Source organism: Ancylobacter aquaticus (assembly GCF_004339465.1).
GTDB classification, from domain to species: Bacteria; Pseudomonadota; Alphaproteobacteria; order Rhizobiales; family Xanthobacteraceae; genus Ancylobacter; species Ancylobacter aquaticus.
This window is the reverse complement of the sequence record NZ_SMFY01000005.1, coordinates 94,304-118,267: the sequence shown is the minus strand read 5'-3', so window position 1 is coordinate 118,267 and position 23,964 is coordinate 94,304. Positions and strand designations below refer to the sequence as shown.

Here is a 23,964-nt window from a genome sequence, read left to right as displayed (position 1 = left end):
GATGATTGCATTCCGTCCTGCCGAGAATAAACGGGGAGGATAAGAGGCTTAGCGAGCTTGACGAGGAAGTCATAACTAACAGTAAACACACATGATATCGACGTCTGATCACCGGGTCGGCGGGGTCGCGATTGCGACGTTAAGCTGCCGTTAACCACTAAGGGCTTGCGCCCGGTCGGCTGGTCAGTATCGTCACGGAGAAATCGTCTTACTTCGAAAAAATCCGTGATGAAGGCTTTCAACGTGAACCTCGCCGCTGAACATGCGCGAAAACTGCTGCCCAGGGTCGACGAGACCATTGGCGCCCAGGCCGAGATGCTGAGTTCGCAGCTTCAGGCGATGAGTGAGGCGATGTTTCCGCCTTCGGCGAAGAAGGTTCTTCGCCGCTTCACATCGGGCGAGGCGGCGCGGCTGATTGGTGTTTCCGATTCGACCCTGCGGAAGATGACGCTGGCGGGCGAGGGGCCGATGCCGGACACGGCCGGCAACGGGCGCCGCCTCTACACTCTCGGCCAGATCAATGAGGTTCGCGGTCTTCTGGCTGGCTCGACCCGCGGACGGGAGAGCATCGAGTTTGTCCCGCACCGTCGCGCAGGCGAACATCTTCAGGTGCTGGCCGTAACCAATTTCAAGGGCGGATCGGGAAAGACCACGACCTCAGCCCACCTAGCGCAGTATCTCGCGCTGCAGGGCTACCGCGTGCTGGCGGTCGACCTCGACCCGCAGGCCAGCCTTTCCGCTCTGCTGGGCGTGCTGCCCGAGACCGACGTGCTGGCAAACGAGACACTCTACGCCGCCATTCGCTACGATGGCGCACGCCGGCCGCTGCGGGATATCATCCGGCCGACCTATTTTGAGGGCCTCGATCTGGTGCCGGGCAATCTCGAACTGATGGAGTTCGAGCACACCACGCCGAAGGCCCTTGCGGCGACGGACCGCTCGCGGGAGGATCTCTTCTTCACGCGCGTTGCGGCGGCGTTTGACGAGGTTGCCGACCGTTACGACGTCATTGTCATCGACTGCCCGCCTCAGCTCGGCTTTCTCACCTTGAGCGGACTGTGCGCAGCCACTGCGATGATCGTCACGGTGCATCCGCAGATGCTTGATATCGCCTCGATGAGCCAGTTCCTACTTATGACGCGTGATCTTCTGGGCGTGGTCCGTGAGGCGGGCGGTGAGCTGAAGTATGATTTTATTCGCTATCTGTTTACCCGCTTCGAACCGCAGGATGCGCCGCAAACCAAAGTGGCGGCGCTGCTGCGGAACCTGTTCGATGACTTTGTCCTGACCAACCCGATGGTGAAATCCGCCGCCGTCTCTGATGCTGGGCTGACCAAGCAGACTCTCTATGAAATCGGGCGCGAAAACTTGACGCGGTCCACCTATGACCGCGCCATGGAGGCCCTTGACGCGGTCAACGCAGAGATCGAGGGATTGATCAAGGCGGCTTGGGGGCGGGCGCAATGAGGGCGAGCTGCAGTGCAAGCTTCGGGGCTCCCGGCCCGTGGGGTGTGGTGTTGGGAGCTCCCAACACCACCGGAGTCGAGCCTAACGCTGCTGCCGGCCCGGGGCGCTTAGCCGGGGTGCGGGTCTTCCTGTTGGGAGCTCCCAACAGGGTTGCTCGCGCGGGCGCGGGTCCCTCGCCGTGGGATGGGAGCAGATGCGATGAGTCGTAAGGATGCGATCAATTCGCTGTTCATGACGAAGCCTGATGCGACGGCGGCCTCCCCTGCCCGCTCGGTCGAGCGCGTTCGCACCGGTGCAGTCGCCGCTATGGGTGCGTCACTCCAGGAATTGTCGGAAACGGCAAAGGCCGGGGAGCGGCTGAAGCAACAACTCGCCGCTAGCGACGTGGTGGTGTCGCTCGAACCGAGCCAGATTGAAGGCTCGACCATCGCCGATCGCATCTCGATCGAGATCGATCCGGGTTTCGAGCAGCTGGTGATGAGCATGGCCGAGCACGGGCAGCAGGTGCCGGTGCTTGTGCGACCGCACCCGAATGCTACCGGGCGTTTCCAAATCGCATATGGACGCCGTCGCCTTCGCGCCGCTGAAAGGCTGGGGCGTCAGGTGAAGGCGATCGTCAAGACGCTGAGCGACGCCGAACTCGTCGTCGCTCAGGGGCGAGAGAACCTCGACCGCCAAGACCTATCCTTCATCGAGAAGGCGCTTTTCGCAAAGCGGCTCGAGGATGCCGGCCACGACCGGCAGACCATTATCGCCGCCCTGTCCACGGACAAAGGCGATCTTAGCCGATACATCGCGGTTGCGCGCCGCATTCCGGAACCGCTCATTCGGCGGATCGGCCCGGCGCCGAAATCGGGACGGGCTAGATGGCTTGGCTTGGCGGAGAAGCTGGAAAACCAGAAACTGCTCTCGAGTGTGGAGGCGATATTCGACGACCCCGCAATCCAGGCGATGGATAGCGACCGGCGGTTTCAGGCGCTCTGGCAGAAATTAGCCTACAAGGCGCGCCCGCCCACACGGGCGGATGTGTGGGCCACGCCACAGGGACGGCGGGGCGGCCATGTCCAGCGAGCCGCCGGGCGGACGGCACTGGTCTTCAATGAGAAGGCTGTGCCTGCCTTTGCGGATTTCGTTGTGTCGCGGCTCGATACGCTGTTCGCCGAGTTTTCAAAGGTAAGGAAGGGAGATGCGGATGACGGAATGACCGGCTGAAATCGGAGCTACCGGCACCGAACATATACCCGGCAAAAAGAAAAAGGCCCCCGAAACGAGTCCCGGAAGCCCTTCTCAACGTCTAGCAACCTGAGAATCGCACTTCCTGGAATCACCGTCAAGCCTTTCGAGGCCTTAGCGCCGTTTCGGCGAGCAGATTTCTTTTGCCTGAACACAGGCGGAAGAGAATGGAACGACATATCACGACGACGCCCTTTGGGCGGCGGTCGCTATCGCTTGCCCATGTGGCAAGCCAGGCAGTGGCAAAGGCGCGCCCGCTCGACAAGGCGGTACACAAATGGAACGTGTTCCGGTCGATCTGCACCGCGAAAGCGCGCATCGGTGTCTCCGAGCGGGCACTTGCGGTGCTCGACGCGCTGCTGTCCTTCCATCCGGAAACGGCGCTGACCGGACAGGACCTCATCGTCTTCCCCTCCAACCAGCAATTGTCACTGCGGGCCCACGGCATGGCGCCTGCGACGCTGCGCCGGCATCTCGCGGTGCTGGTCGATGCCGGGCTGATCGTGCGGCGCGACAGCCCCAACGGCAAGCGCTATGCCCGCAAGGACCGGGGCGGCGAGATCGAACTGGCTTTCGGTTTCGATCTGTCGCCGCTGGTGGCGCGGGCCGATGAATTCGAAGCCTGGGCTGAGGAGGTGAGGGCTGAAGATCGGGCACTCAAGCTGGTGCGCGAGCGCATCACCCTGTGCCGGCGGGACATCGCCAAGATGATCGCCACCGGGATCGCGGAAGGCGTGCCCACGCGCGGACGAGGGCAGGGCCCTGCCGACTGGATGGAGATCCACGGCCTTTTCCGGGCCATTGTCGAGCGGATTCCACGCAACGCCATCCGGCCGGCGCTGGAGCCGATCGCCGAGGATCTGGCGCTGCTCGCCGACGAGATCCTTACCCTGCTGGAAGCGCATTTGAAAACGTCAGTTTCGAGCGCCAATGAGTCTCGAACTGAGCGCCACAAACAGAATTCAAATCCAGACTCCCCTATTGATCTTGAACCACGCTTTCGAGAAAGCAGGGGGGCGGGGACCGAACTGAAGACAGAACCGCCGCGCCAGCCAGAAGGCGCCTACCCCCTCGGCATGATCCTCGATGCCTGCCCCGATATCGTCGACTATGCCCGGGGCGGAATTTCCAACTGGCGGGACTTCATGGCGACCGTTGCCATCGTCCGGCCAATGCTGGGGATCAGCCCTAGCGCCTGGGAGGAGGCGCAATCCGCCATGGGCGAGGTTCAGGCGTCCGTGGCGGTCGCCGCCATTCTCCAGCGCGGCACGGCGATTAACAGCGCTGGCGGCTATATCCGGGATTTGACGCGAAAGGCAGAGACCGGTGCCTTTTCCATCGGACCGATGCTGATGGCCCTGATCGGCAAGCGGAAGGGCGAGAAAAAACGGGCGTGAGGCCGGGCCAGGCGGATTGTAGGGCGAGCGTGACTGTAATACTTTTATTTCGAGTATCCTTACCGGGGTTGATATGATGAGCACGACCGTGACGTCCAAGGGCCAGGTGACGATCCCCAAGCCCGTGCGCGACCTTCTGGGCATTGTGGCGGGGAGCCGAGTTGATTTTCGGTGCGCACCGGATGGCAGTGTTGTCTTGACGCGGGCGGACAAAGAACGCGCGCCCAGTAGGTTCGCCAAATTGCGCGGGCATGCCGGCAGGGGGCTGACGACGGATGCGATCATGGCGTTGACGCGCGGTGACGCGTGACCTTGATCGATACCAATGTCCTGCTCGATCTGGTCACCGATGACCCGCACTGGGCGCAATGGTCGATCGACCAGCTGGAGGCGGCATCTCTGCGCGGTCCGTTGCTGATCAATGATGTCGTCTACGCCGAGCTTTCTGTTCGCTATGAACGGATCGAGGCTATCGAGGCGGTTCTGAGCGAAACGGGGATAGCTGTTGCGCCTGTGCCGCGCGCGGCGCTTTTTCTGGCGGGCAAGGTCTTTGCCTCCTACCGCAAGGCGGGTGGCACCCGCACCGGTGTGCTGCCGGATTTCATCATCGGCGCTCATGCGGCGGTGAGCGAGCTGCCTTTGCTCACGCGCGATAGCGGCCGCTACTCGCGCTATTTTCCCTCACTGTCGCTGATCTCGCCGGAAACCGGCGTCTAGGAATGCGTTGCGGAGGATCAGGAATCCAGCCCGTCGACGGGCTTCATTAAGGGCCAGTACCTTGTCGCCCGCAGCGTGTCTTGTTATATGACCACTGTAGTCATATCGGGAGGTGGTTGTGAGAGAGATCCAGCTCAAGGACGCGAAGGCGAGCCTATCCTCGGTGATTGACCAAGCCATTGAGGGCCATCCTGCCATCATTACGCGGCACGGCCGTAAGCAGGCCGTCGTCCTGTCGTTCGAGGACTATGAGAAGCTGGCTAATGTTCCGAGTTTTGGCAGGCTGCTGGCCTCTTTTCCCGGCGATGAGGGGGATATCCCGCCGCGAAGCGCAAAGCCTGCTCGATCCGTCGTCGATTTCTGATGTTTCTGGTCGACACCAATGTCATCTCGGCACTGGCGCCCTCGAAGTGCGGTGCGGTGGCGGAGTTCATCGCCTGGCTGGATGAGGCCAGTCCGTATTTGTTCATGTCCGTCATCTCCGCTGCCGAGGTGGGCAGTGGGATCGTAAAGGCGGAACGGGAGGGCGCGACCACAAAGGCCCGAAGACTCGCGGAGTGGTGGCAGAGCCTTGAATACCTCTATGCCGACAAGCTGCTGCCGTTCGACCTGAGATGCGCACGCGCGGCCGGGCTCATCCTCGATCGGGCGCGGGCGCACCAGCCGGGCTTCGAGGATATCGCCATCGCCGCCACGGCTCAGGTTCATGGTTTTACGGTGCTGACGCAGAATGTGCGGCACTTCGAGCCCTTGGGCGTTCGCGTCGCTGATCCCTTCGAGCAGGTGCCAGCCTTGCCGTGATCGTGCAGGGGAGGGCGCTCTTCCGTTACAGCCCCGCCGCCTTGGTGAGATTCACCCGGAAACGGTCGCGTCGGCGCTGGTAGCGGCGGGTCATCTCGGCGGAGGCGTGGCCGAGCTGCTTTTGCACATAGCGCTCATCTACCTCGGCCGAAGAGGCAAGGCCGGCGCGCAGTGAATGGCCGGAGAACTTCATCCCCCGCTCGCCCTCGGAGAGGTTGCCGCGCACCCCGGCGGCCATCGCCGCCCGCTTGACCAGGCGGGCGACCTCGCGGTCGTTGAGGCGCTCGACGCCGACCTTCGTCCCGCTGCCAGTCACCCGCCGGAATAGCGGGCCATGGCCGATGCGGGCCAGCTGCAACCAAGTCTTGAGCGCCACCACGGGGCAGGTGGCATCCGACGAGCCGCGACCGATCTCCACCTCGCGCCAGCCGGTTTTTCCGCGCAGCGTCACTACCATCCCCTTGTCGAGGACTTCCACCCAGCCGCGCCCGTTCGGCGTCTGCTCGCGCCCGAGATCCAGCCCGACGATTTCGGAGCGGCGCAGGCCGCCGGCGAAACCGATGAGCAGCATGGCCCGGTCGCGCAGGCCGCGGAGTGTTCCGCTCGACCTGAGATGCGCGCGCGTGGCCGGGCTTATCCTCGATCGGGCGCGGGCGCACCAGCCGGGCTTTGAGGATATCGCCATCGCCGCCACGGCTCAGGTTCATGGTTTTACGGTGCTGACGCGGAATGTACGGCACATTGAGCCCTTGGGCATTCGTGTCGCCGATCCCTTCAGGAACTGCCTTCCTTGCCTTGAGGTCGCGGCGGGTTATCTCGGCGGAGGCGTCCTCCACGGCGCTAGGCTGGCGATCGGTCGCTGAGAAGCGATAGCAGCGTCGGATTAATGTAGAGATTCTCCCGGCCAGCCTTCATTTCCTGTAGCAGGCCTCGCTCGGTGAGGGTCTTGAGATAGACTGACGCCGCCTGTCGCTTGGCGATGCCGGCAGATACCAGATCGCCGATCCGGCAATAGGGATTCACGAAGATCACCTCGGCCAACTCGCGTGAATAGATCTTCGGTAGATCGCGTCGAATTTGGCCTGCCGTCTGATCCAGCAAGTCGCGAATTGCACGAATGCGCGCTGTCGACCAGTCGGCGGTCTCCCGGATCGCCTCGAGCATGTAGAGGATCCAGTCTTGCCAGGCGCCATCGGTCGTGACGGCGAGGAGCCGGTCGTAATAGGCGCGCTTGTTGCCGATGATGTAGCGGCTGAGATAGAGAACCGGAATGTCGAGCAAGCCCTTGTCGACCAGGTAGAGAAGGTTCAGCACCCGGCCGGTCCGGCCGTTGCCGTCGATAAAGGGGTGGATCGCCTCGAACTGGTAGTGCATCACGGCCAGTCGGATCAGCGGGTCGATATCCTCAGCCTCGTGGATATAGCGTTCCCAGTTTGCGAGTTTCTCTCGCAGCAAGGCCTGTCCGTCCGGCGGTGTATAGACGACCGTGCCCGTCGCTTCGTTCATCAAGGCCGTACCGGGTGTGGCCCGGATGTCCAGTTCGACGCCCTTGATGGTCCGACACACGGCAACAGCCGTGGACGTCGACACGGGTCGCTGCTTGAGCGACTCGAAGCCATCGTTGAGAGCTGTGCGATAACGCAGCGCCTCCTTTGTCGCCGGATCGGCCTGGTCGCCGGCCTCGTTGGCGAAGCGGAACAGCCTGTCGGTCGTGGTGACAATGTTCTCAATCTCGGAGCTCGCTTGCGCCTCGAGCAGCGGAATCGAATTGATAAGGACAGCTTGATTGGGAATGAGCTGACCGGAGACGCGAAGTTCCGATAGCGCTGCCCGTGCTGCGATACAGGCCTTCAGCACTGCCTTCGTCTCTACGTCCTCACACGGGGGCAGGAGAGGAAGGTCATTGTAGGGGCTGTCGGCGCGAAACGACATGTCGAGCAATCCTCGTGCTATCGACATATCGGATAGATATGTCGTCGGCATCGACAGATCATCAAATCATGTCGATAAAGTCGCAATTTATCGACATGATTTCAATGCCGCAAGCGTACGAGCCCTGGGGCTCTCAACGCACAGCCACGCCGCACATTCCAAAATCCTGAGCCCGATCACGCCAATCGGCAACCCTTGAGCGTCGTGCCTTCCCATTTTCGGTCGACGGGGAAGTACTCTTCTTCTTTCGTCGGCTTACAGCCCCGCCGCCTTGGTGAGGTTCACCCGGAACCGGTCGCGCCGGCGCTGGTAGCGGCGGGTCATTTCGGCGGAGGCGTGGCCGAGCTGCTTTTGCACATAGCGCTCGTCGACTTCGGCCGAGGAAGCAAGGCCGGCACGCAGCGAATGACCAGCGAATTTCTCCTCGCGCTCGCCCTCGGAGAGATCGCCGCGCACGCCGGCGGCCAGTGCAGCGCGCTTGACCAGGCGGGCGACCTCGCGGTCGTTCAGGCGCTCGCTCCCGACGCTCTTGCCGTTGCCGGTCACGCGCCGAAACAGTGGGCCATGGCCGATCCGCGCCAGCGTCAGCCAGGTCTGCAGCGCCGTGACGGGGCAGGTGGCATCCGAGGAGCCGCGCCCGATCTCCACCTCGCGCCAGCCGGTCTTTCCGCGCAGCGTGACGACCATACCCTTGTCGAGGATCTCCACCCAGCCGCGGCCGTCCTGCGTCTGTTCGCGCCCGCAATCCAATCCGACGATCTCGGAGCGACGCAACCCGCCGGCAAAGCCGACCAGCAGCATGGCGCGGTCGCGCAGGCCGCGAAGCGACCCGCGCTCCAGCGTTTCCAACATCGCGCGGAGGTCTTCGGGAAGCACCGCTTCCTTCTGGCGGGGTGGGGCGGCATGGGTGTTGCGGATGCCGGCAAGCACGGTGGCGATGTGGCGATCCTTGCGGTCGAGCGGCGTGCCGCGCTGGGCGTAGTTCCAGCCAATGGCGGAGAGCCGGCGCTCGATCGTCGCCACGGCATTCGCTTTGCCGTCGGAAAGCGCCGTGCCCGAAGCGCAGGCGGTGATGTAGAGCCCGACGAGCTGGGGGGAGGGGGGCAGCGGGTCGAGACCGTGCCGGCGGCACCAGGAGGAGAAATGCGCCCAGTCGCTGGCATAGGCGCGCCGCGTGTTGGCCGAGCTCGACGCCTCGACATAGTCGCGGGCGCGCGCCGTGAGACGTTCGAGATGCGCGGGCAATGCGGATGGCGGCTGCACAACAGGCGAGGGGAGGGGTGGCTCAGGCAGCTGATCCTTTGCCTCCACGATCTGTCCCTCTGCCTCACCCATCAATCGGCGTCCCAGGGATCGACGAAGGAGGCGCCTGTGTCATCAAAATCCTTCACATTGCGGGTGACGAGAATGAGATCGTGGACAATGGCGGTCGCCGCGATCAGCCCGTCAATGTCGCCGCGCGGCCGGATAGCGGCGATCCGCCCCCACTCGACCGAAATCGGATCGGTGATCGGGAGAATGCGGTCGGCATGATCGTGGCGGATCTTGCGCAGCCACTCGGCCAAGTGTCCGGCCGTCCTGGGATCGGCCTTCTGCTTCAGCGCGATGCCCCGCATGATCTCGCCGAGGGTCAGGGTGCTGAGATGGACGGTGAGCGGATCCACGCTCCGCAGCCACGATATCGCAGGCAGTGAACCGCGCCGGGCTTCCGAGATGACGTTGGTATCGACGAGATACATCAGAACGCCACGTCACGGCTGGGAGCGCTGGCGCGTTGTTGAACGGCCTCGGCGAGGTCTGCGTCCCAAGCTGGGCCGGAGAGTAGATCATCTACCAGGCTCGGCCGGCCGGCACGCAGGGCGTCGTAATCGGCGGCGGAGAGCACCACAGCAGCGCGCTCACCGCGCAGGGTGACGATCTGCGGGCCCTCGGAGCGCGCTTTCTGCACCACGCGGGAGAACTGGTTCTTGGCATCCTGCAGCGGCCATTCCATCTGCTCAGGCTCCTAGCTAGACTGTCTAGCTATATAGGTGCAATTCTGACGGGTCAACGACGCAAACTCCGGCGATCACGGGGCGATTTCGACCCGATACGCTGGCCACTTTATATAAAGAGTAAAACGACCGATAATGCAACATTATCGGATGTTATTATTCTCCGACAGGTCGTGCGGTTATATGCGCTTTTGATAGACTAAAGCGCACGCACCCGATAGGCTTCCGTCATGGATGCCGCGCTGATTCCGCCCTTTCCGGTCCCTTTGGTCGTCCCCACTGTTCCCGGCTGGGCGCTGCCGCGCGGCTCGGTGGCGCAGCCCGCCGAAGCCGCTTTTCTCGCCGGTGCGGCGTTGAATTCCCTTGATAGTCTGGTTCGGGCGAATCCGCCCTGGGCCGGCGCCTGGCGCCAGCGCCTCGCCCTGATCTGTGCCGTCACCGCCATGTCCGTCGTCGGAAGGGCCGAGGACGAGGCGGCGCTGCGCGATGCGTGGCACCTGCGCCAGCCGGGCGACGATCCGGGCCCGGCCGGCAATATTCTCGCCGCCTGCAAGCGTCTCGCCGGCCGCTCCCCGGGTGTCGATCTGGAAACCCTGCGATCGGTCGCCGGGCTGCTCGGCCTTCGCTGGAGCGACGAGCTGGCGACGCTGCCGGATCAGGTCGAGGCTCTGGCCCGCGCTGGGCCTCCTGCGCCTTTTGCGGCTGCCGCGATTGCCAGAGAGGTGCAGGCACTGCGACCCGACGCCGAGCTGCTCGGCTGGTGGCTAGCCGACCAGCTCCTGGCGCTGCGCTTGCGCTGGGCTATGCCCGCGCCGTTGCTGATGGGCCAGGCGCGTAGCGCCGTTTTTCGCCGCACCGGCAGGGGAGGGCGGTTGCGTTCCGGGGACGATGGCTTCGACGCGGCCGTCTGTCTCGCCGTGGCCCAAGGCGCCACTCGGGCCCTGCGCTGCGCGGACGAGATTGCCCCTCGCGCGGCCCGGCTGCAGGCGATACTGCCCAGGCTGCGCGCCAAGGGTGCCGGGGAGGCGATCGCCCTTCTGCTCGACGATGACGCGGTGCCGGGCACGCTGACGACACCGAACCTCTCGCGCTGGGGCGCGCGGCGCTTGTTCGAGCGGCTGGAAGCGTTCGGCGCGGTGCGCGAGCTGACCGGCCGCGCCAGTTTCAAGCTCTACGGGCTCTGACATGGCGCGGCGTGCGAAAACTCCGATGAGCTTCGATGCCGAGCTGGCGCAGCTTCCGCCCGAGCTGCGTTGGCGCGAATGGATGGGCCGGGTCGAGGCGGTTATCTTCGCATCGCCCGTGCCGGTGACCCGCGAGGCGCTGGGGCGCGTGGTTGGCCGCGACTGTAATCTTGACCTCATCATCGACGACATCCGCGCCGAGTTGCGGGGCCGGCCCTATGACCTGGTGGCGGTTGCGGGCGGCTGGCAGCACCGGACCCGCCAGAGCTTCACGGATGCCATCCAGGTGGCGATCGGGCTCGGCACGACCGAGCCCAAACCGCTGTCGCAAACCGAGGCACTGGTGCTGCTGTGTATCGGCTACTTCCAGCCGATCACCCGTGGCGAACTCTGCCGGTTTTTCGGCAAGGAGATCAGCCGCGATGTCATCGGTCATCTGCGGTCCCTGGGCTTCATCGCCGCCGGGCCGCGTTCGCCGCAGCCCGGCGCGCCTTACACCTATGTGACCACCCGAGAGTTCCTCAGCCACTTCGGCTTCAACACCCTGGGCGATCTGCCGAATATGGAGGCGCTCGAGGATTCGGGGCTACTGAGCAAGGAGAGGCTGCTGGCGGGGGAGTTTCCGTTGGCGTTCATGGAAGGCGATGGGGAAGTCGGGGATCTGGAGGACTTCGACCCGGAAGGCGAGGCGTGACGGTTGACGCCATCTCTATATGGACGCCGCGGGCGGGCGATCTTGGCCCAAAAGCTCTGAAGCATCTTCGCGGGCCAAGTCGGCCCGACTGGTTCTGACCTAAACCAGTCTCTCGATCGCCCTTTCGTCGACGTCCGCTTTGCGCCTCGGGTGCAGAAGGGCAGCTACACGGCATTCGCTCCCGATAGCGGATCGTCTGGATACGGCCCGAGGCTGTGTGAGAACTCACTGTGGATCGTCGCGCAGGTTGTTGCCACGGCGCGCGTCGGCTCCGATCACCCGGCTATCGCCTTGAGGGTAGAGGCCACGCCGGCGACGGCAATGGCGCGCTTCATGTTGTAAGCCAGGATCGCCAGGCTGGCTTCGGTGGCGACGTGCTTGAGGCCGCGCGTTCGGAAGTGGGTCGCACCCATCCAGCCCTTGATGGTGCCGAAGACGTGCTCGACGGTACAGCGGCGGACCGCCATGGCTTCGGGCATCGCTTGAAGCCTGCGCTCCATGGCATCGAGCACCGCTTCGTGCTCCCATCGTCGGATGCGCTTCTCCTTGCCGGCCGTGCACAGCGGACGCGACGGGCAGGCGCTGCAGGCCTTCTGGTTGAAGTAGACGCTGATGAGCTTGCCGCCCTCCACCCGGGCAAAGCGTTTCTGCAGCTGTTGCTCGGCGGGGCAGCGATAGGTGTCGGTCTGCGGCTCATGCACGAACATAGCCTTGCCCCAGAAGCCGCGCGCCTGAGCCGGCGATGTGTTGGGCTTGGGCACCATCGGGATGATGCCAGCTTCGGCGCAGGCGCGGATCTGCTCGCCCTCATAGTATCCACGATCTGCCAGGGCGATCATTGCGGCAGCGCCGGTCGCGGCCTGGGCGGCTGTGGCCGTCTCGAGCAGATGCGAGCGGTCATGACCGCGGTCGGTCACCGCATTGGCGACGACGATGTGGTGCCGGGTATCGACGGCCGCCTGAACATTGTAACCGACCACGCCGCGATGATCGCTGCCGGTTGCCATGGCGCGGGCATCCGGATCGGTCAGCGATATCTGCTCATCGGGGGAGGCTTCCAGCTGCCGGCCGATCGCCTCGAGTTCGCCAAGGCGCCCGCGCAGCGACGCCAGTCGCTCGGTCAGGTGCGCGATGCGGGGCGTCGCCGGGCCGGTCTCCGCCCTGTCGGTCTCCTCAAGCTCGGCGAGATAGCGCGCGATGCTCTCCTCGACATGGGCCTTGCGCCGCGCAAGCTTCCCCTTGGTATAGTTCTTCTCGTGCGTGTTCACCGCGCGCAGGCGTGATCCGTCGATTGCGACCATGCCACCACCGACCTGGCCAAGGGCACGGCAGATTGCAACGAAGCGCTGGCACGCGATCTGGATGGCACCAGCATTGTCGTGACGGAAGTCGGCGATGGTCTTGAAGTCGGGTGCCAGCTTGCCGGTCAGCCACATCAGTTCGATGTTGCGGCCTGCCTCGCGCTCCAGCTTCCGGCTCGAGGTCAGCTGGTGCAGATAGCCATAGACATAGAGCTTGAGCATCGTGCCCGGCGCGTAGCCGGGCCTGCCGGTCGATGCCGGCTGCACGCGGGCAAAACCGAGCTCGGCAAGATCGAGTTCATCGACAAAGGCATCGATGATGCGGACCGGATTGTCGGGATCGACATAGTCCTCCAAACACGCGGGCAGAAAGCTCGCCTGATGACGGTCGGCAGCCTCGACAAAACGTCCCATCTGGCACCTCCGAAGCAGTGCCTAAACCTAGCATAATCAGGGGTTTTCACACAGCCTCGGCCCCATACCGGACACTCTACTTCCGCGGCAGCGCTTACGGCCATTGTCGGTCACGAGTTGAAACGGCGGGAAGTGCGCACTCCTAGTCAAATCTGCGCCACCCGTGTCGAACGTCAATTACCCGACCAGATATTCAGATTTCTCTTGCCCGAAAAGCAAATGCGAAAAATCCCCTTTGCGTGCCAGAATATCCGCGAGCGAGTAGCTGTCGAGCACGGACAGGAAGGCCGTCAGCGCCTCGTCGAACACGCTGGTCAGCCCGCAAGCGGGCGCGATGATGCAGGAGCCGCAGCCGACCAGATCAAAATCATCCTCGGTATGGCGAATGAGCGCGCCGACATTGATCTCCGCCGGCGATCGCGCCAACCGGATGCCGCCCTTGCGTCCTCTCACGCTCGTCAGGAAGCCGCTTCCGACGAGATCGCTTACCACTTTCATGAGGTGGTTCTGCGAGATGCCATAGGCTTTGGAGATCTCCGCGATGGAACACGCCTGCTCGGGCCGGCAACCGAGATAGAGCAGAACCCTCATCGCGTAATCGCTATAGCGGGTCAGGCGCATCCAAACTCTCCAATCATGCAATTCTGTCGCATGTTTTAGACCTTGTATAAAGATGCATATTAAATGCATCTTATAGCGAAGGTGAGGCGCGCTAATCGATCCTCGCGGACCGAGAGCCGCGCCCCTTCCAGCACGAGGGAGACTTGAATGACCCAGCCCCTGAGTCCGACCACGATCGCCGTGGTGAAAGCTACTGCGCCGGTGCTTGCCGACCACGGACCGGCGATCACGGCCGCGATGTATCGGCGCCTGTTCCAGGACGAGCACATCCGCCGCCTGTTCAATCACGCCAATCAGGAGAGCGGCGCGCAAGTGAACGCGCTTGCGGGTGCGATCCTCGCCTATGCGCGCAACATCGAGAACCTGGCCGCACTCGCGCCGGCGGTGGAGCGGATCGCGCAGAAGCACATCGGCTACAACATTCTTCCCGAACATTACCCTTACGTCGCGACCGCCCTGCTCGACGCGATCAAGGAAGTGCTGGGCGATGCCGCGACGAACCATGTGCTCGCCGCGTGGGGCGAGGCCTACTGGTATCTGGCCGAGATCCTCAAGTCACGCGAGGCCATAATCCGCGAGGAGAGCCGCGTCGCGGCGGGCGGCTGGAGCGGCTGGCGCGCCTTCAAGGTGGCAGAGAAGCGGAAGGAGAGTTCGCTCATTACCTCCTTCATCCTGCGCCCGGTCGATGGCGGCCCGGTGCTGCGCCACAAACCTGGGCAATACCTGACCTTCCGTCTCGCCGCCCCGGGGCAACCGGCGATGAAGCGCAACTTCTCCATCTCCTGCGCGCCCAATGACGATCGCTACCGCATCTCCGTAAAGCGCGAGGAGACCGGACACGGCGGCTCACGATTCCTGCATGATCAGGTCGCCATCGGCGACATCGTCGAGGCGACGGTTCCCGCCGGCGAGTTCTTCCTTGATGAAAGCCCGCAGCGGCCAGTCATCCTGCTGTCCGGCGGCGTCGGGTTGACGCCCATGATCAGCATGGTCGAGACGATCGCCGCGTCGCATCCCGGCCTTGAGGTTCACTACGTTCACGGTACGACCAGCAGCGACACCCATGCGCTGGATCGCCATGTGCGCGCGCTCGCCCGGGAGCACGGCCGGATTTCCGTCGCCACCTTCTATGACAAGCCTTCGGACGTCGATACGATCGGGCAGACCCACGACGTGACGGGCCTCATTACCGTCGACTGGCTGAAGGCGAACACACCCCTCACCCAGGCCGACATTTTCCTGTGTGGACCCAAGCCGTTTCTGCGCGCTCTTGTCAGCGGGCTCTCGTCCGCAGGGGTCGCGGCCGACCGAATCCACTATGAGTTCTTCGGCCCGGCGGACGAATTGCTCGCGGCCTGAAGCAGTGACCGATGGTGCCCTGAGGAGGACAGTGTGACCGATCAGACCGAGAAAAGCGGCGACGGGCAGGACGACACGTCGGCGCGCGGGATTCGACAGTTCGAAATCGCGAGCTGGGCGCCCGAGAGCGACAACGTCACCTCCTTCATCCTGCGTCCGCTCGACGGGCCCCCCCCTGCCGCGCACGTCGCTGGCCAGCACCTCACGTTATTCGCGGAAGTGCCCAACTCCGGGCGGCAGAAGCGCAATTATACCATTTCCTGCGCGCCCAATGGCGAGCATTACCGGATCTCGGTGAAGCGCGAGGAGAAGGGTACCGTCTCAAAATGGCTCCACGATCTCGCCCAGCCCGGCACCGAGCTGGGAATAGCCCTGCCCTCGGGACGCTTCATGCTGCCGGACACGGATGAGCGTCCCCTTGTCATGATCAGCGCCGGGGTAGGGCTGACGCCGATGGTGGCGATGCTGGAGGAACTCGTCGCGAAGGGGCGAAAGGTCCCGGTCCAGTTCATCCACTGCAACCGCAACCACGCGTTTCATGCCTTCCGCGCACCTGTGCGCGAACTGGCCACCGCGCAGGGCCATACGCAGGTGACCATCATCTATTCGCGTCCGGGCGAGGAAGAATTGGGGACCGAGTTCGATATCAAGGGCCATCTCACCCTCGACTGGCTCACCGCCAACACGCCCATTAGCGAGGCCGACTACTTCGTCTGCGGGCCGCTCGGCTTCCTGCGCGCCTTTGTGCCCGCGCTCGCCAAGGCGGGCGTGCCCAATGAGCGGCTGCATTACGAATTCTTTGGCCCGCTCGACGACCTGTTCGGTGACGACAGCGCCGTTTCCGAGGCAAAACCTGCACCCGCCGCCGCCATCGGGGCGTGGGAAGCGCGCGCGGCTGCCGGCTTCACGCGCGGGGCCATCGGCGCGGCGCTGATCGACAGCGCGGCCGACGCCATCGTCGCCAGTGATGCCAAGGGCGACATCGTGCTGTGGAACGCGGGTGCGCAGCGCGTTTTCGGCTTCACGCAGGACGAGGCGCTGGGGCAGTCACTCGACATCATCATCCCCTCGCCGTTCCGCGCGCGGCACTGGGAGGGCTATCACGAGACGGTCGCCTCCGGGGAAAGCCGCTACGGCGCGGGCGACATGCTCGCCGTTCCCGGCCTTCATAAGGATGGGCGGCGGCTCTCGATCGAATTCACCATCGTGCTGATGAAGGACGATGGGGGGCACGTCACCGGCATGGTGGCGAGCGTGCGCGATGTCACGGCGCGCTTCGAGGAGACGAAGGCGCTGAAGAAGAAGCTGGCGGCGCTGGAAGAGAAGGGCTGAAATGACGGAAGATCTAATGGGAGCTCTGGCCGCCGGTTTGTCCATTGGATTGCACTGGCCGAAAGTGGACATTCCGAAAGCCCGATAGGGGGCAGTTTAGGTCTCGGACATTCTCGGCAATATGTCCGCTTCTCGTTTGAAGTCCACGATAGCCGACAGTCTGCCGCCGTGAAGAGTTTCGGGCGCCGGCAGGCGTACGAAAGTCCCCGAGGAAGGAACCCGCGGGGCACAGTCGATGGCTATGGGGATTTCGATCTGCGGTCGATGTCGGCGATGGTGCCACCGCCGCTGGGAAGCGTGGGGGTGGATGCGGAGAGGCCGCTTCGTTGTACCTGCGCGCGGTCCAGCCGATCCCGGACGAGGCTCTTTGCGACCCTGTCGGCGGCAATATTGACGATGGACGCGCGCGGGTCCGTTGCCTGCGACTGGGCGCCTGCGGCTGAAGGTTCGACCATGCCATTCCGGGTCATGGGTCGGTCTCCCGGTCCATCGCCGACGCGTGCGGCGGCCCGCGTGGCTGTCTCCAGCGTTCGAACGTCTCGATGATGATCATGCGTCCGCCGCAGCAGCGGCATGGCGGGCGGAAGTCCTCCGGTTCGTCGGAGACGCGGGGGTCGGGCGGCGCGGCGACATCCAGGAGTTCGCGGGCAAGCGCGAGACTGGCTTTGCGGGCGGAGCCGGCGAGTAGGCCATAGTGCCGGATGCGATGGAAGCCGCGTGGCAGGACATGGAGCAGGAAGCGGCGGATGAACTCATCGACCGCGAGCGTCATGATCTGCCGGCGGTCCGCGCCGTCGCGGCGGTAGTCCTTGTAGCGGAAGGTGACGCCGGTCGCGTCGAAGGCGATCAGGCGACCGTTCGAGATCGCCACCCGGTGGGTGTAGCGCGACAGATAGGCGAGCACCGCCTCCGGCCCGGCGAACGGCGCCTTGGCGTATACCACCCATCGCTTCCCCCGAACGGGAGCAAGGTGGCGCAGGAAGGCACGTCGCTCGGTGAGGTGCGCCATGGTCCCGAAGAAGCCGAGCCGTCCGGCGTCGCGCAGCGCGAGCAGCCGCGTGAGGAACAGCCGCCGGAACAGCTTGCCGAGCACGCGCACCGGAAGCAGGAAGGCAGGACGCGACGAGATCCAGCGGCTCGCGTCAGGCGCGATGCCGCCGCCCGGCACGATCATGTGCACGTGCGGATGGTGGGTCATCGCCGATCCCCAGGTGTGAAGCACGGCGGTGATGCCGAAGCGTGCGCCGAGATGCCTGGGATCGGCGGCAACCGTCAGCATCGTCTCCGACGCCGCCTTGAACAGCAGGTCGTAGACCACCGCCTTGTTCTGGAACGCGATGTCGGCGACCTCGGCGGGCAGCGTGAACACGACATGGAAATAGCCGACCGGCAGCAGGTCGGCGTCGCGTTCGGCAAGCCACGTCCGCGCAGCCGCGCCCTGGCACTTCGGGCAGTGCCGGTTGCGGCAGGAGTTGTAGGCAATCCGCCACTGGCCGCAGTCCTCACAGGCCTCGACGTGACCGCCGAGGGCAGCGGTGCGGCAATGCTCGATCGCCGACATGACCTTGAGCTGGAGAATGCTCAGGTGCCCTGAACGGGCGGCCCTGTAGGCGGGCCCTGCTGCGCGGAAGATGTCGGCGACCTCGACCGAGGCGCGCATGGCTTAGCCGCTGGGCAGACTCTCACCTGGCCTGAACAGCCCAAGCTTGTCGAGCGGGCTCGTGACCGTGCGAACCGTCTTGGTCGCGACCTTCGCATAGAGCGCGGTGTTGTTGAGCTTGGCATGCCCAAGCAGGACTTGGATGATCCGGATGTCGGTGCCGTCCTCCAGCAGGTGGGTCGCGAAGCTGTGGCGCAGCGTGTGGGGCCCGACCCGCTTGGTGATGTCAGCGGCCCGGGCCGCCTCGACGACGATGCGATATAGCTGCCGCGTGCTGATCGGCTTCATCGCGTGCTGTCCTGGGAACAACCAGCCATTGCGGTGCATCACGCCCTGCTGGCGCCCGACCTTCCACCACTCACGCAGCAGCGTGAGCAGGTCCTCGGAGAGCATGGCATTGCGATAGCGCCCGCCCTTGCCGCGCTCGACGCGCAGCAGCATGCGTTCGCTGTCGACGTCGGCGACCTTCAGCATCGACACCTCGGCGACCCGCAGGCCAGCGCCATAGGCGACCGACAATGCGGCCTGGTGCTTGAGGCACGTGGTGGCGTTGAGCAGCCGGGCCACCTCGTCGCGGCTCAGCACCACGGGCAGGTTGCGCCGATGCGCCAGCCGGACGAGCCTGCGCGCCAGATCCGGGCGGTCGAGCGTGTGGATGAAGAGAAAGCGCAGCGCCGACACGATGCTGTTCATCGTCGGCACGGGGACGCCGTCCTCCTGCTGCTCGATCTGGAACCGGCGCAGGTCGTCGGCGGTAGCGGTATCAGGTGAACGCCCGAGGAATGCCGCCAGGCGTCCGATGTCGCGGAGATAATTGCGCTGCGTCTCGCGTGAGAAACGCCGCAGGTTCATGTCGTCAATCAGCCGCTGGCGCAGCGGGCTGACGGGTGCATCAAGAACGGGATGGGGCATTGGTCAGGCTCCTTGTTGAAGAAGCCCGTCATGCTCTGCCGCTGCCGCGCGACGCTCAATGCAGGCCCGACCTCCGGCCTGTGCCCTCTACATCAACCCCAGGCACCTCCCGCGCAGCGGGTTCGTTCCCCGGCCCCGATTGCGCCGTTGCGCTGGTAATGGGGATCTCCCGCGGCGATGACCGGCTGGGGGTGGAGAGCGGAATGGCAGCTTCTGAACGGCTACGCTCGGAGAGCGGGCATGCCTATGCCGACCAAGGCTTAGACTTGACGGGTATGTCGGGGGCAGCGGCTATGCGCCTATAGCGCTAGTCATGCCTACGCCACTTCCGCGTTCCTGCGCCTGTAACCGAGCCAGACGAGCGATGCGGCGGCAAGCGCCAGCCAAGGCAGGAGCAGGATGTTGAGCGTCTGCCAGCCGAACGTCTGAAGCAGAGCGGCGGCGCTGAAGGACGAGGCGAGACCGACCGCGAAGATCGTCATGTCATTGGTCGCCTGCGCTTTGCCACGCTCTGTCGCCGTATAGGTGGTGGTGAGCAGCGTCGTGCCGCCGATATAGAGGAAGTTCCAGCCCACTCCGAGGAGGGTCAGCGCGCTCGCGAAGGAGCCGAAGCCGGTTCCGGTGAGGGTGAGCAGCACGTGTCCGGCGAGGATCAGCACGCCCGCCAGCATGATCTGGAGCACGCCGAAGCGGGCTATCAGCGAGCCAGTGACGAAGGAGGGCAGAAACATGCCGAGCACATGGAGTTGGATGACGGTGGCGGCAGTCGAGAGATCGTGACGGTGATGCACCATGGCCAGCGGCGTCGCGGTCATGGCGAGGATCATCACCCCGTAGCCGGTCGCCGCGCCGAACAGAGCAACCAGATAGGCGGGCTGCGAGACGATGGCCCACCACGGACGGCCCGCCTCGGATACGCCCGCTTCCTCCCGCGGCGCGGGCACGCGCAAGGCGGAGAGAACGCCCGCCCCGGCAAGGGACACCAGCGCCAGCAGCAAGAACGAGCCCGCATATTCGGCCGGGAACAAATCCGCGCCGAAGCGACCGACCATCGGCCCCACCAGCGCGGCCACCACGCCGCCGGCCAGGACCAGCGAGATGGCGCGCGATCGGAAGGCATCGTCCGCGACCTCGCCCGCCGCGAAGCGGTAGAATTGCGCAAAGGCTTGATAGGCGCCGACGAGGAAGGTGCCGAAGGAGAGCAGCAGCAGCGAGCCGATCCAGATGCCCGCCGCACCCGCAATGCCGCCCACCACGCCGAGCAGCGCGCCGAGCACGAAGCCGGCCCGCCTGCCCACGCGGGTCATCCACATCGAGGCCGGGAAGGTGGTGGCAGCGGTGCCGAGGAACATTGCCGCGATGGGCATGGTGGCCAGTTCGGGCCGCGAGGCGATGTGGCCGCCGGCCAGCCCACCCACCGTCATCACCATTACCGAAGCTGTCTGGAACAGCGCCTGCGCGCCGGCGAGCAGGAAGACCTGCCTGTGCATGGACGAGGGCGCCATCAGAACACCAGCACCTTGTCGGCAGGGATGGCATTGGCCGCCAGTTCGTCCATAGTGCTGTGGCGCGCGACCTCGATCATCTCGGCTTTGCTCAAGCCGCGCGCGTCCATACAGGTGCCGCAAAGCAGCACCTCGCCCTTGCCGGAGGTGATACGCTTTAGCATCCGTTCCATATTGTAGTAGCCGTCCGGCGTCTTCTGCCCTGCCTTGGCGGCAACAACCGCATCGGCCACCCGGAACACAGTGACGGTGTTCGCCGCGTCGGCCTTGGCGAGCGCGTGGGCCAGCCGCAGCCCGTTGTAGCAGCGTTCGGTGCCATAGGGCGGATCGTTGAGGATGATGAGCGTCTTCATGCGCGTTGTCCCTCCCAGCGGCGTGTGCTACTTTCACATTCAATAATTATATCGAATGAACTATTGTGACCATGGTCGGCATGTCAATCCGCAATCCGAAGCAGTCGCTCTACGTGCAGTTCGCCGCCGTGGCGAAGGCGCTCGGCAACCCGCAACGGCTGGAGCTGGTTGAGCATCTGGCGCAGGGGCCGCGCAGCGTCGATGCGCTGGCGACCAAGCTCGGCCTGCCGATCGCCAACGTCTCCCAGCATCTCCAGGCCATGCGCCGGGCCGGTCTTGTCACTTCCGACCGTAACGGCAAGTTCATCAATTATCGTCTGGCCGATGACAGCGTACTCGCCGCCTTTGCCGCCATTCGTGTGGTCGCGGAGCACCATTCGGCAGAGGTGGAGCGCGTGGTGAGGGGCTGGTTCGACCGCCATGACGATATGGAGCCGGTCACGCGCGACGAACTGGCGTCGCGCATGAAGGAGGGTCTGGTCACCGTCATCGACGTGCGCCCTGCGGACGAGTTCGCGCTCGGCCATCTGCCCGGCGCGATCAATGTGCCGTTATCCGAACTCGGCAGCCTCCTGCCCGACCTCCGCACCGACCGTGAGATCGTCGCCTACTGCCGTGGCCCCTGGTGTGTAATGTCCTTCGAAGCCGTTGCGGAATTGCGCAAGCGCGGGTTCAGCGCCCGCCGGCTGGAAGACGGTTTGCCGGAATGGAGGGCGGCGGGGATGGCCGTGGAGCAGGTTCTGCGGGGGGATACAGCGGCAGTTGGCGGACCATAATCCCCAACGGTATGACTGCTTCCAGGCACAGCCTTGCTGGCCTGGAGCGAGTTGGATCAGGTCGGATGCCGATATTCGGCGTTCCCTATTTTTGTGCTGGAATCTGTCCGATTGCAAACGGCCCCATACCGGTCAGGCGTAGCCGCCCCAGTGACCTTCGGCTCATAAGCTATGCTGCTGAGTTTATAGGAATCAGTCTGATTGGCCGCAGCGACCGACTCTCTACCGAGAGTTGCTAGCCGCTTGGCGCGACCGCTGACGTCATCGGTGAGCATGCACGCTGGCGAACGCCGGATCGCGCGGCGCAATCTGGTCGAGCGTGATCTCTCTAAAACGCGTGGCGAAAAAGGTCGCAGCTTCTGCCATGGTATCCACCATCACAGCGTTGACGTTTTTTTCCACCAAGCACTTGGCATGCGCGCTGCGGTTACCGATGGCGAAAAGACTGGGGCGGCCGAGCGCTTCATAGACGTCGAGAAGCGTGATCTCGCTTAAATGACGCGCGAGTTGCCACCCCCCGCCATGCCCCCTCTCAGAACGGACCAGGCCCGCCTCGCGCAACCCCGCCATTGTCCGCCTGAAGACGGCGGGATTGGTTCCCATGCTCCGGGCCAGCACATCTGACGTAAGCAGTCCTTTCGCCTGGCCCATGTGCAGCAGGACGTGGAGCACGTCGGAAAGGCGGGTGTCTCGGTTCATCGTACAGCTCCCTCTGTGCATCGTCGTTGGATAGCGCCACGGCGCCCATCGATCCGTACGGCTAATTCGTATCTTCTATTGATACGTGATATCGATGCGATTATGTATCTCCAACTGTTACATACCTTGAGGCTCGGAGGCTGCCCGCCATGGATCACAGACATGCGCCCTTCATCAACCCGGCCGTCGTCGCCTCCTACGCGGCCGATGCCCCTCGCAAGGTGCCCGGGTTGGCCGATCTCCATCGCATGGTGATGTTGCTTCTTGCCGAAGGGGCGCCGGGAGACGCGCATATACTCGTTGTCGGCGCGGGAGGCGGCATGGAAATAAAGGCCATGGCCGAGGCACAACCGGCATGGCGTTTCACCGGCGTCGATCCCTCACCCGCAATGCTGGACCTCGCGCGCCAAACGGTTGCGCCTGTTGCGGATCGTGTCGATCTGATCCAGGGCATCATCGATCAGGCGCCCGAAGGCTACTTCTATGGCGCGACATGCCTGCTCACACTGCATCACCTCGACCGAAACGAGCGACTGCGAACGTTGAAGGAGATTCGCCGCCGTCTCGGGCCGGGCGCCAGGCTTGTGACCGCGGCGCACTCGGCACCTGGTCCTGACCCCGAACGGTGGATGGCGCGTTCGGTCGCCTTTGGCGATCGCGACGGCCCCGACAGGGCCAAGGCGGCAGCCATTGGCAGGATGATGATGGAGCGTCTGCCGCTGCTGACGCCGGCCCAGGAAGAAGACATGCTGCGCGAGGCAGGGTTCACTGACGTAGAGCTGTTTTACGCCGCCTTCTCGTTCCGCGGCTGGGTCGGCACTGCTGGCTGACGCCAATGACGCGCCCCCGTGAGCTACGGCGCGGTATGGGCGCTTAACTATACACCTTATACCTTAGCGGCGCTTAGCGATCGGCGGGCCCCGCCCGACGAAGATGAGCATAAAGTCAACGCTATAGCCCTCTGCCGAGTTCCGGTTCTCGCGCTCCAGCGTCTTGGGCTTCGCCGCCATGTCCGTGGTAACACCAACTTGCGGCCGCAATCGACCATTGGCATTCATCACCCACTCGCTCAGCGTCTGCGCCGTGCAGCCGATCTTGGCCCCGATCGACATGATCACCGCACAGCGGGAAGGATGTTCGCCCTCGTGGTCCAGCAACAGCCGAACCGCGCAGACTCGCATCTTAGGCGGAAATTAGTTCGTCGTCTTTCTCTTCATGGCTCCATCTTCTCAGGATTTGGAGCCTCCGGGAAACCCGTCGCGGTTCAATGCGACAATGCCGCTTGTCGCCCCAAAAAGCTGGTCAGCACCATGATTAAAGCACGACCTGGATCGACATCGTCGCTGGTTCAGGATACTTTATTTGAAGAGATCTAAATTAGTTCTCTTTTCGCGTGTCGAGGCCGACAATGGCTCCGAGCATCTCCGAAGAACCTGATATGGCGCGGAGCGGCGGTCCGCCGCCCTCCCGGCGTGAAGAAATCGTTGCTTTCATCGTGCTTGCTGTCCTCATCTGGCCGATTATCGCCGTGGGAATCGTAGGCGGCTACGGCTTCCTCGTCTGGATGTTTCAGTTACTCTATGGGCCGCCCGGCCCGCCGGCACATTAGGTGA

27 protein-coding genes and 1 pseudogene are annotated in these 23,964 nt (G+C 64.2%); 14 read left to right on the top strand and 14 right to left on the bottom strand.

Annotated elements, in window-relative coordinates:
- The first annotated feature begins 228 nt into the window (after positions 1-228).
- From repA to EV667_RS20410, 7 genes are all read left to right on the top strand, one after another.
- A complete protein-coding gene (gene repA, locus EV667_RS20440) occupies positions 229-1,467 on the top strand; it encodes a plasmid partitioning protein RepA (RefSeq protein ID WP_207907824.1) in 1,239 nt (412 codons plus the stop codon).
- Between the two features lie 198 nt (positions 1,468-1,665).
- The gene (gene repB, locus EV667_RS20435; RefSeq protein ID WP_131837190.1) at positions 1,666-2,679 is read left to right on the top strand and encodes a plasmid partitioning protein RepB; all 1,014 of its coding nucleotides are present in this window, start codon (positions 1,666-1,668) and stop codon (positions 2,677-2,679) included.
- A 188-nt stretch (positions 2,680-2,867) separates the two neighbouring features.
- A complete protein-coding gene (gene repC / locus EV667_RS20430) occupies positions 2,868-4,097 on the top strand; it encodes a plasmid replication protein RepC (protein WP_131837315.1) in 1,230 nt (409 codons plus the stop codon).
- Between the two features lie 76 nt (positions 4,098-4,173).
- The gene (locus EV667_RS20425; RefSeq protein ID WP_131837189.1) at positions 4,174-4,407 is read left to right on the top strand and encodes an AbrB/MazE/SpoVT family DNA-binding domain-containing protein; all 234 of its coding nucleotides are present in this window, start codon (positions 4,174-4,176) and stop codon (positions 4,405-4,407) included.
- Positions 4,404-4,814: a type II toxin-antitoxin system VapC family toxin gene (locus EV667_RS20420; RefSeq protein ID WP_131837188.1), complete on the top strand. Its 411-nt coding sequence runs from the start codon at positions 4,404-4,406 to the stop codon at positions 4,812-4,814. The genes EV667_RS20425 and EV667_RS20420 overlap by 4 nt, the downstream gene beginning before the upstream one ends.
- Positions 4,815-4,932: 118 nt before the next feature.
- Complete coding sequence (locus EV667_RS20415) at positions 4,933-5,178, top strand: type II toxin-antitoxin system Phd/YefM family antitoxin (protein WP_131837187.1); 246 nt, start codon at positions 4,933-4,935, stop codon at positions 5,176-5,178.
- Positions 5,178-5,615 carry a type II toxin-antitoxin system VapC family toxin gene (locus EV667_RS20410; protein WP_131837186.1) on the top strand — a complete coding sequence of 146 codons (438 nt, stop codon included), beginning with the start codon at positions 5,178-5,180 and terminating at the stop codon, positions 5,613-5,615. Before EV667_RS20415 ends, EV667_RS20410 begins: the two co-directional genes overlap by 1 nt.
- 25 nt (positions 5,616-5,640) lie before the next feature.
- Here EV667_RS20410 and EV667_RS20405 read toward each other — a convergent pair.
- The 5 genes and pseudogenes from EV667_RS20405 to EV667_RS20380 form a co-directional block, all read right to left on the bottom strand.
- Positions 5,641-6,216, bottom strand: a pseudogene (locus tag EV667_RS20405) (tyrosine-type recombinase/integrase); the annotation flags it as partial.
- 239 nt (positions 6,217-6,455) lie between these two features.
- Positions 6,456-7,547, bottom strand: coding sequence for a protein adenylyltransferase Fic (fic, locus tag EV667_RS20395; RefSeq protein ID WP_131837185.1), 1,092 nt, complete (start codon positions 7,545-7,547; stop codon positions 6,456-6,458).
- 255 nt (positions 7,548-7,802) lie between these two features.
- Positions 7,803-8,882, bottom strand: coding sequence for a site-specific integrase (locus tag EV667_RS20390; protein WP_131837184.1), 1,080 nt, complete (start codon positions 8,880-8,882; stop codon positions 7,803-7,805).
- Positions 8,882-9,286 (bottom strand): type II toxin-antitoxin system VapC family toxin, encoded by a 405-nt coding sequence (locus EV667_RS20385; RefSeq protein WP_131837183.1) that lies wholly within the window; start codon positions 9,284-9,286, stop codon positions 8,882-8,884. Before EV667_RS20385 ends, EV667_RS20390 begins: the two co-directional genes overlap by 1 nt.
- On the bottom strand, positions 9,286-9,540 hold the full coding sequence (locus EV667_RS20380; protein WP_131837182.1) for a type II toxin-antitoxin system Phd/YefM family antitoxin: 255 nt from the start codon (positions 9,538-9,540) through the stop codon (positions 9,286-9,288). The genes EV667_RS20385 and EV667_RS20380 overlap by 1 nt, the downstream gene beginning before the upstream one ends.
- 231 nt (positions 9,541-9,771) lie before the next feature.
- Between EV667_RS20380 and EV667_RS20375 the strand changes: the two genes are divergently transcribed.
- The gene (locus EV667_RS20375; RefSeq protein WP_131837181.1) at positions 9,772-10,725 is read left to right on the top strand and encodes a DUF1403 family protein; all 954 of its coding nucleotides are present in this window, start codon (positions 9,772-9,774) and stop codon (positions 10,723-10,725) included.
- A gap of 1 nt (position 10,726) precedes the next feature.
- Entirely contained in the window at positions 10,727-11,419 is a 693-nt protein-coding gene (gene scpB / locus EV667_RS20370; RefSeq protein ID WP_425359050.1) for an SMC-Scp complex subunit ScpB, read from the top strand.
- 275 nt (positions 11,420-11,694) lie between these two features.
- Here scpB and EV667_RS20365 read toward each other — a convergent pair whose 3' ends face one another.
- Positions 11,695-13,134, bottom strand: coding sequence for an IS1182 family transposase (locus EV667_RS20365; RefSeq protein ID WP_131837179.1), 1,440 nt, complete (start codon positions 13,132-13,134; stop codon positions 11,695-11,697).
- Positions 13,135-13,311: 177 nt separating this feature from the next.
- On the bottom strand, positions 13,312-13,755 hold the full coding sequence (locus EV667_RS20360) for an RrF2 family transcriptional regulator (protein ID WP_126281262.1): 444 nt from the start codon (positions 13,753-13,755) through the stop codon (positions 13,312-13,314).
- Between the two features lie 147 nt (positions 13,756-13,902).
- On the opposite strand from EV667_RS20360, the gene hmpA reads away from it, so the two are divergent.
- Together hmpA and EV667_RS23195 are read left to right on the top strand one after the other, a co-directional pair.
- Positions 13,903-15,114, top strand: a complete 1,212-nt coding sequence (hmpA, locus tag EV667_RS20355; RefSeq protein ID WP_126281263.1) for an NO-inducible flavohemoprotein — start codon at positions 13,903-13,905, stop codon at positions 15,112-15,114.
- A 33-nt stretch (positions 15,115-15,147) separates the two neighbouring features.
- Positions 15,148-16,446, top strand: coding sequence for a PAS domain S-box protein (locus EV667_RS23195; protein WP_131837178.1), 1,299 nt, complete (start codon positions 15,148-15,150; stop codon positions 16,444-16,446).
- 239 nt (positions 16,447-16,685) lie between these two features.
- On the opposite strand, the gene EV667_RS20345 is transcribed toward EV667_RS23195, so the two are convergent.
- The 5 genes from EV667_RS20345 to EV667_RS20325 form a co-directional block, all read right to left on the bottom strand.
- Positions 16,686-16,916: a hypothetical protein gene (locus tag EV667_RS20345; RefSeq protein WP_131837177.1), complete on the bottom strand. Its 231-nt coding sequence runs from the start codon at positions 16,914-16,916 to the stop codon at positions 16,686-16,688.
- Positions 16,913-18,106 (bottom strand): IS91 family transposase, encoded by a 1,194-nt coding sequence (locus EV667_RS20340; RefSeq protein WP_131837176.1) that lies wholly within the window; start codon positions 18,104-18,106, stop codon positions 16,913-16,915. The genes EV667_RS20345 and EV667_RS20340 overlap by 4 nt, the downstream gene beginning before the upstream one ends.
- A 3-nt stretch (positions 18,107-18,109) precedes the next feature.
- Positions 18,110-19,018, bottom strand: a complete 909-nt coding sequence (locus EV667_RS20335) for a tyrosine-type recombinase/integrase (RefSeq protein ID WP_131837175.1) — start codon at positions 19,016-19,018, stop codon at positions 18,110-18,112.
- 317 nt (positions 19,019-19,335) lie between these two features.
- Positions 19,336-20,523 (bottom strand): MFS transporter, encoded by a 1,188-nt coding sequence (locus EV667_RS20330; RefSeq protein ID WP_126281265.1) that lies wholly within the window; start codon positions 20,521-20,523, stop codon positions 19,336-19,338.
- The gene (locus EV667_RS20325; protein WP_126281266.1) at positions 20,523-20,876 is read right to left on the bottom strand and encodes a DsrE/DsrF/TusD sulfur relay family protein; all 354 of its coding nucleotides are present in this window, start codon (positions 20,874-20,876) and stop codon (positions 20,523-20,525) included. Before EV667_RS20325 ends, EV667_RS20330 begins: the two co-directional genes overlap by 1 nt.
- A gap of 80 nt (positions 20,877-20,956) precedes the next feature.
- Here EV667_RS20325 and EV667_RS20320 point away from each other — a divergent pair, with 80 nt between their 5' ends.
- On the top strand, positions 20,957-21,652 hold the full coding sequence (locus tag EV667_RS20320) for an ArsR/SmtB family transcription factor (RefSeq protein ID WP_131837314.1): 696 nt from the start codon (positions 20,957-20,959) through the stop codon (positions 21,650-21,652).
- Between the two features lie 261 nt (positions 21,653-21,913).
- On the opposite strand, the gene EV667_RS20315 is transcribed toward EV667_RS20320, so the two are convergent.
- Positions 21,914-22,351 (bottom strand): Rrf2 family transcriptional regulator, encoded by a 438-nt coding sequence (locus EV667_RS20315; RefSeq protein WP_131837174.1) that lies wholly within the window; start codon positions 22,349-22,351, stop codon positions 21,914-21,916.
- 149 nt (positions 22,352-22,500) lie between these two features.
- Here EV667_RS20315 and EV667_RS20310 point away from each other — a divergent pair, with 149 nt between their 5' ends.
- The gene (locus EV667_RS20310) at positions 22,501-23,181 is read left to right on the top strand and encodes a class I SAM-dependent methyltransferase (protein WP_126281268.1); all 681 of its coding nucleotides are present in this window, start codon (positions 22,501-22,503) and stop codon (positions 23,179-23,181) included.
- 63 nt (positions 23,182-23,244) lie between these two features.
- Here EV667_RS20310 and EV667_RS20305 read toward each other — a convergent pair whose 3' ends face one another.
- Positions 23,245-23,508: a hypothetical protein gene (locus EV667_RS20305; RefSeq protein ID WP_126281269.1), complete on the bottom strand. Its 264-nt coding sequence runs from the start codon at positions 23,506-23,508 to the stop codon at positions 23,245-23,247.
- 281 nt (positions 23,509-23,789) lie between these two features.
- On the opposite strand from EV667_RS20305, the gene napE reads away from it, so the two are divergent.
- The gene (gene napE / locus EV667_RS20300; RefSeq protein WP_126281318.1) at positions 23,790-23,960 is read left to right on the top strand and encodes a periplasmic nitrate reductase, NapE protein; all 171 of its coding nucleotides are present in this window, start codon (positions 23,790-23,792) and stop codon (positions 23,958-23,960) included.
- Positions 23,961-23,964: the final 4 nt, after the last annotated feature.

What these genes read in the sequence shown, in the direction of transcription:
- EV667_RS20330 (WP_126281265.1), bottom strand. Translation starts at nt 20,523, where the DNA reads ATGGCGCCCTCGTCCATGCACAGGCAGGTCTTCCTGCTCGCCGGCGCG.
- fic (WP_131837185.1), bottom strand. Translation starts at nt 7,547, where the DNA reads ATGTCGTTTCGCGCCGACAGCCCCTACAATGACCTTCCTCTCCTGCCC.
- EV667_RS20375 (WP_131837181.1), top strand. Translation starts at nt 9,772, where the DNA reads ATGGATGCCGCGCTGATTCCGCCCTTTCCGGTCCCTTTGGTCGTCCCC.
- repB (WP_131837190.1), top strand. Translation starts at nt 1,666, where the DNA reads ATGAGTCGTAAGGATGCGATCAATTCGCTGTTCATGACGAAGCCTGAT.
- EV667_RS20385 (WP_131837183.1), bottom strand. Translation starts at nt 9,286, where the DNA reads ATGTATCTCGTCGATACCAACGTCATCTCGGAAGCCCGGCGCGGTTCA.
- napE (WP_126281318.1), top strand. Translation starts at nt 23,790, where the DNA reads ATGGCGCGGAGCGGCGGTCCGCCGCCCTCCCGGCGTGAAGAAATCGTT.
- EV667_RS20310 (WP_126281268.1), top strand. Translation starts at nt 22,501, where the DNA reads ATGGATCACAGACATGCGCCCTTCATCAACCCGGCCGTCGTCGCCTCC.
- EV667_RS20335 (WP_131837175.1), bottom strand. Translation starts at nt 19,018, where the DNA reads ATGCCCCATCCCGTTCTTGATGCACCCGTCAGCCCGCTGCGCCAGCGG.
- repC (WP_131837315.1), top strand. Translation starts at nt 2,868, where the DNA reads ATGGAACGACATATCACGACGACGCCCTTTGGGCGGCGGTCGCTATCG.
- EV667_RS20340 (WP_131837176.1), bottom strand. Translation starts at nt 18,106, where the DNA reads ATGCGCGCCTCGGTCGAGGTCGCCGACATCTTCCGCGCAGCAGGGCCC.
- EV667_RS20325 (WP_126281266.1), bottom strand. Translation starts at nt 20,876, where the DNA reads ATGAAGACGCTCATCATCCTCAACGATCCGCCCTATGGCACCGAACGC.
- hmpA (WP_126281263.1), top strand. Translation starts at nt 13,903, where the DNA reads ATGACCCAGCCCCTGAGTCCGACCACGATCGCCGTGGTGAAAGCTACT.
- EV667_RS20380 (WP_131837182.1), bottom strand. Translation starts at nt 9,540, where the DNA reads ATGGAATGGCCGCTGCAGGATGCCAAGAACCAGTTCTCCCGCGTGGTG.
- EV667_RS20410 (WP_131837186.1), top strand. Translation starts at nt 5,178, where the DNA reads ATGTTTCTGGTCGACACCAATGTCATCTCGGCACTGGCGCCCTCGAAG.
- EV667_RS20345 (WP_131837177.1), bottom strand. Translation starts at nt 16,916, where the DNA reads ATGACCCGGAATGGCATGGTCGAACCTTCAGCCGCAGGCGCCCAGTCG.
- scpB (WP_425359050.1), top strand. Translation starts at nt 10,727, where the DNA reads ATGGCGCGGCGTGCGAAAACTCCGATGAGCTTCGATGCCGAGCTGGCG.
- EV667_RS20365 (WP_131837179.1), bottom strand. Translation starts at nt 13,134, where the DNA reads ATGGGACGTTTTGTCGAGGCTGCCGACCGTCATCAGGCGAGCTTTCTG.
- EV667_RS20425 (WP_131837189.1), top strand. Translation starts at nt 4,174, where the DNA reads ATGAGCACGACCGTGACGTCCAAGGGCCAGGTGACGATCCCCAAGCCC.
- EV667_RS20320 (WP_131837314.1), top strand. Translation starts at nt 20,957, where the DNA reads ATGTCAATCCGCAATCCGAAGCAGTCGCTCTACGTGCAGTTCGCCGCC.
- repA (WP_207907824.1), top strand. Translation starts at nt 229, where the DNA reads ATGAAGGCTTTCAACGTGAACCTCGCCGCTGAACATGCGCGAAAACTG.
- EV667_RS20390 (WP_131837184.1), bottom strand. Translation starts at nt 8,882, where the DNA reads ATGGGTGAGGCAGAGGGACAGATCGTGGAGGCAAAGGATCAGCTGCCT.
- EV667_RS20315 (WP_131837174.1), bottom strand. Translation starts at nt 22,351, where the DNA reads ATGAACCGAGACACCCGCCTTTCCGACGTGCTCCACGTCCTGCTGCAC.
- EV667_RS20360 (WP_126281262.1), bottom strand. Translation starts at nt 13,755, where the DNA reads ATGCGCCTGACCCGCTATAGCGATTACGCGATGAGGGTTCTGCTCTAT.